Below are 4,595 nucleotides of genomic sequence, written 5' to 3'. Positions count from 1 at the left end.
GGGTAGACGTGGCCATTATTATTTCGCCATGCCTGCAGGGGCGAATCTCCGTCTCAATGCAGTTCGTGGTCGCGCGCGTCAATTTCAAGCGGTGCATCAAAATAGCCAAAGGTCGCAATTTCGGCTAGGTATGCAAGGAGAAATTTCTCAATTGAACCAGCCTTTTCATACTGATGAACATGCCGGAACTCATGTGTAAGCAAGCGCCGTGTAGCATGACCTTCCGCAATCAATATGGCGTATCCCAGTGTCAATCCAACCGTATCCGGACCGAACAATCCTGTTGAGCAGACTACGTTTCGTAGTGTTTCATCTTGGGGCATCGGGAGACTATCGACCATTGCGATATGGATGCGTTCCGGCATAGCAACACCAACGGCACTAGCGACCGATAGACCTTGTTCGGTTAGAGCGCTCCCGTTCCGAATTACAGGGTCGGTCATGCTCTTTGCCCATGCTATTGCCGCGGGCAATAGTGATGGCAGTAAAGCTAATATGTTGTATGTCATGTTCCACCTTCTCGGATTGTGCGGAATTTTTGTATCTTGCATTGCGTAAGCCGCTTTTTCGATTCCACTTGGATGTTGAACGCAGAACTCAAACATCGACTCACCTAGTACAACGAATATGCTGGCATCGACAGCAGCGACATAGCTTGACAAGCGTCAATGCGCGCCTATTTATCGAGTTTCCTCGTGCGAAACGGGCCAAATCGATGCCTACGAGACCCCCGGTAATTGCGCGTCACGAAATGAACAAAGTGATGGCGCGAATTGTCGGCTTGAATTCCAATTCTACCGCATTGCGAAAAAATTCATACACCACTTGCAGAGTGGCAATCACAATTTGCCAATCTACACTGAGTGGCATAGATTTCGCTGGATGCTACTACATGCTAACATGACGTGTCTCACCACGGTCGAATGACATCTCATACTAAATTCAGAAATATATAGAATGACAGTCGGCATCATTGCGTTAGGAATTACCCGCAAATGCTACAAAAAACGCATCGCGAAAGGAGCGAAGATATATGACGTACAAGCAGCGCGTGTTGCATTTTTTTCGGAGCATAGCTCAGGCAGCGCTGATATCTATCATGCTAGCCTCTTGCGGTGGTGACGGTGATGATCCCACGGCCTCGCCCGACCCGCAGACGATGACCACCACCACCTCGGCTCCGGTCGAGAAGAGCTGCTCGAACTGCAGGGCGCTGGACGCACACACCAATTCTGGTAGCGGCATAGGTGTTTGGGAAAGCGTTAATAGCACATCCTCGGCTGTGGAAGTTCCCATCAGCATCTCAGGGCTGAACGGGCAGGATGTAACGCTCGTTTTCACTAATCAAACCGGAACTCCACAAGTTATGCCGACAATTGCTGTGGCGGCGCGGAACTATTCCTTCGTGGCCGAGCAACTACGATTGGATGACAGCACGGAAGCGCTTAAGAGCAGAATATCGAATTTTAATCGAGACGGATGGAGAGTGCACGCCAAAGAGCAAAGTTATGCTCCACGCTATTCTTTGTCGCCTAGTAGACTGGATAACGGTAGTGTGAAAATCTGGTATCTAGCGGACGATACGACTCGCTCCACAACATTGGTTCGTAAACTCATGACAGCTGACGGCACCATTGTCAATTTCTGGGTAGAGACAACTGAAATCGATCCAACAAAGGTGAGTCAAGCGGTTCTCGACACGCTAGCAGGCGATTTCGTCTCCCCTGGCAACGGATATTCAATCTGGGGATCGCTCGGTGGATCTCTCAACCGTCATCTCGGACTGCGCTTTTACAAGCATCTTCTTACCAACGTTAGCAGCACTGATTCGATGGCGGTTCTCGAATCTTCAGTTCGAGACACGGCAGCAACCTCCGGCTTCCAACAGGAATTTCGCCACTTTGCCGCGACATCAGGTGCACTAATGAAGGAACCCGCCCCAGTCGGCTTTGGCTTTCCTTTGCGGGAGGAAGACGGATTCGTGTTGCCTGAAATTAACACGGGCGCATTTCTAAATGATCGTAGTCAGTTCTCAATGGTGCCCGCGGAGCTCCACCCCTATGCCAACGTGCCAGTAGTCCGGGAGCATGTGAAAGGTATGTATAGCGAAACGGTGAAGATTCCGCCCCACTCCTCACTGTCCGTCGTGATTCAATGATGCGAAGAGAGTGCCGTCAACCACATCTTCTATGGACCTATGACTCACATGATTGCTTTGCTAGTTGCCCTTAGCGTTGCTGCATGCGCTGTGGGACCAACCGAGGGACAGCATCTGACGTTGGTCGGTGAGATCTACATCAAGGGCAATGAGCCCTTCCCAAAGATCATACTTGAGACAGCGACCCATGAAAGCTGGGAACTGGAAGGTGTACCATTGACTGAGGCGCGATTGGTAAGTCGTCGCCACGTAACGGTACGTGGCGTCGTAATAAGATCGCCGTCCCGGGGAGTGTGGTTACCTTCGTTACGAGTAAAGAGCCCGCCACAAGTGGCTGGGCCATAACGATCTTTATCCCACTTTTGCTTTAGTGTATCCCCTCAGTAATCTGTCGCGGTAAGCAACAAGAGCATCTGATGCCGGTTAGTAGAGGCGTAGCACCAGTTTTCATCGTCAAATTACAGACCATTAGCGCCATTACTCGATGCCGCTCTACTTGTTTGATTGTGTTTATGATCGATTCAATATAGAAAATTTACCAATCATTATCGGAAGCATTGGAATGGCTTCGCGCGATCTTGAATCTATCTTTGGAGTATGTTTATCTTGGCCCCAATTACCACCACCTCGAATTTCGATCTCCCCGATGACATCGCGAAGCTTTTGGTTGACCCAAAGACTTACTCAGACCGTGAGCTATTGCACTCCGTCTATACGTGGGCTCGTGCCAACAATCCATTCGGTCGTGCCGTTATTGAGGGCTTCGACCCATTCTGGGTTGCAACGAAGTATGCCGATGTCAGCGCCATTTCACGTGACAGCAGCCTATTTCGCAACGGTGACTATTCTGTTGTTTGCCGACCAAAAGCCGCAATCGACTATATAATTTCGGTCACTGGGTCTCCGCATATTGTCAAGGCGCTAGTTCAGTTCGATGGTGATGAGCACAAGAAGATGCGCGCGCTGGCGCAGTCATGGTTTATGCCTGACAGCCTGCTCAATCTGGATGAGCGTATCCGACGACTGGCCCGTTGCTGTGTTGACAAACTTGCGCATTACGAAGGGGAGGTCATAGATTTTTCTAGAAATATTGCGCTATATTATCCTTTGCATGTAATAATGGACATTCTAGGAATTCCCTCTGAAGATGAGGCCAAAATGTTGGTCCTGACGCAAGAATTGTTTGGTGGGGAAGATCCAGAACTCAATCGAGGGAAGGCAGAGGTCGCTTCGGGTAAAGATGTCTTGGCAAAGAACCTACTAGCAGTAGTAGAAGACTTTCGGCATTATTTCGATAAGCTGACATCGGACAAAAGGACGAGTCCACGTAACGATATGGCAACATTGCTTTCCAACGCGGTCGTAAATGGTGAACCGATTAGCGATGCCAACCGCTTGGGCTACTACATTATTATTGCCACGGCGGGACACGATACCACATCATCGTCCTCCGCGATCGCAATGTGGGCACTTAGCCAGTTCCCTGATCTGCTTCCTCGACTACAAGCCGATGCGGCGCTGATTCCGCAATTTGTCGACGAGGCGGTGCGCTTTGCGTCACCGGTGAGCCACTTCATGCGTACCGCGTCTGCGGATACGGAGATCCGAGGACGCACAGTTCACAAAGGCGATTGGATAATGCTGTGCTACGGCTCGGCGAATCGAGATGAAGATGTCTTTGATAAACCATTCGAGTTCAGCATTGATCGAAAGGAAGTCCACCATCTGGCATTTGGAACAGGGCCTCATATTTGTCTGGGCCAGCACTTGGCCAAGATGGAAATGCGCATCCTGTTTGAGGAAATGATACCGCGCCTTGAACGCGTGGAGTCAGCTGGGGAGCTCGAGATGGTCGCATCCAGCTTCGTCGGTGGGCCTAAGCATCTTCCTTTGCGCTGTTTCATGCGATAGAGTGATTTTTTGGTTCATCGAGGAATAGCGAGGAAGGCTGCGCCGGATCTTGAGGAAGAAGTATTCCTCGTCGCGATATCCGTAGGCCCGGCGCTTGATCATTTTGATAGTGTTGTTAATGCCCTCGACGACGCTAATGTTCAGCGCATGGCGGCATCGGGCCACAATGCCGTGCCAATACGCTCAGGCGTTGCGCGAACTGCTGTAATGGGTCGACGCCGCTTTGCTGCGCTTGTTCAAACCAGTCGCTCCATGCCCGCTGCGCCCATCCAGGCCGACGGTAAAACCACAGGCGCTTGAGGTCGTCGCGCAGAATGTAGACGGTCATCAGCGACCGGGTCGCGGCCAAAATCTCATTTAGATGGACCGCCTGGCCGGCGCTCAGATTGCTGCGATTAGGCAGCAGCAAGCGTGTGGACTTCAAGAGACGTCGGGTGGGTCGGTCATGCCTGAGTTGATTGGCCTGATCGACCCGGACCTGATCGATGACCTCGCGTCTTTGGCAACAACGTGGAACAGGTCGTAG

3 protein-coding genes and 1 pseudogene are annotated in these 4,595 nt (G+C 51.1%); 2 read left to right on the top strand and 2 right to left on the bottom strand.

Features of this window, described 5'->3' with window-relative positions; translation table 11 throughout:
* Positions 1 to 53: 53 nt before the first annotated feature.
* On the bottom strand, positions 54 to 509 hold the full coding sequence (locus MKD50_RS30025) for a hypothetical protein (RefSeq protein WP_012354731.1): 456 nt from the start codon (positions 507 to 509) through the stop codon (positions 54 to 56).
* Between the two features lie 524 nt (positions 510 to 1,033).
* Here MKD50_RS30025 and MKD50_RS30020 point away from each other — a divergent pair.
* Together MKD50_RS30020 and MKD50_RS30015 are read left to right on the top strand one after the other, a co-directional pair.
* Positions 1,034 to 2,158 (top strand): M30 family zinc metallopeptidase, encoded by a 1,125-nt coding sequence (locus MKD50_RS30020; protein WP_012354729.1) that lies wholly within the window; start codon positions 1,034 to 1,036, stop codon positions 2,156 to 2,158.
* A gap of 597 nt (positions 2,159 to 2,755) precedes the next feature.
* Entirely contained in the window at positions 2,756 to 4,069 is a 1,314-nt protein-coding gene (locus MKD50_RS30015; RefSeq protein WP_012354727.1) for a cytochrome P450, read from the top strand.
* A gap of 30 nt (positions 4,070 to 4,099) precedes the next feature.
* Here MKD50_RS30015 and MKD50_RS30010 read toward each other — a convergent pair.
* Positions 4,100 to 4,595 (bottom strand): annotated as a pseudogene (locus MKD50_RS30010) (transposase); the annotation flags it as partial.

The organism is Cupriavidus mimosae, assembly GCF_023952485.1.
Lineage (GTDB): Bacteria > Pseudomonadota > Gammaproteobacteria > Burkholderiales > Burkholderiaceae > Cupriavidus > Cupriavidus taiwanensis_C.
This window is presented reverse-complemented; position numbering and strand designations above follow the sequence as displayed.

Coding starts and splice junctions, on each gene's coding strand:
- MKD50_RS30015 (WP_012354727.1), top strand. CDS start 2,756: ATGTTTATCTTGGCCCCAATTACCACCACCTCGAATTTCGATCTCCCC.
- MKD50_RS30025 (WP_012354731.1), bottom strand. CDS start 509: ATGACATACAACATATTAGCTTTACTGCCATCACTATTGCCCGCGGCA.
- MKD50_RS30020 (WP_012354729.1), top strand. CDS start 1,034: ATGACGTACAAGCAGCGCGTGTTGCATTTTTTTCGGAGCATAGCTCAG.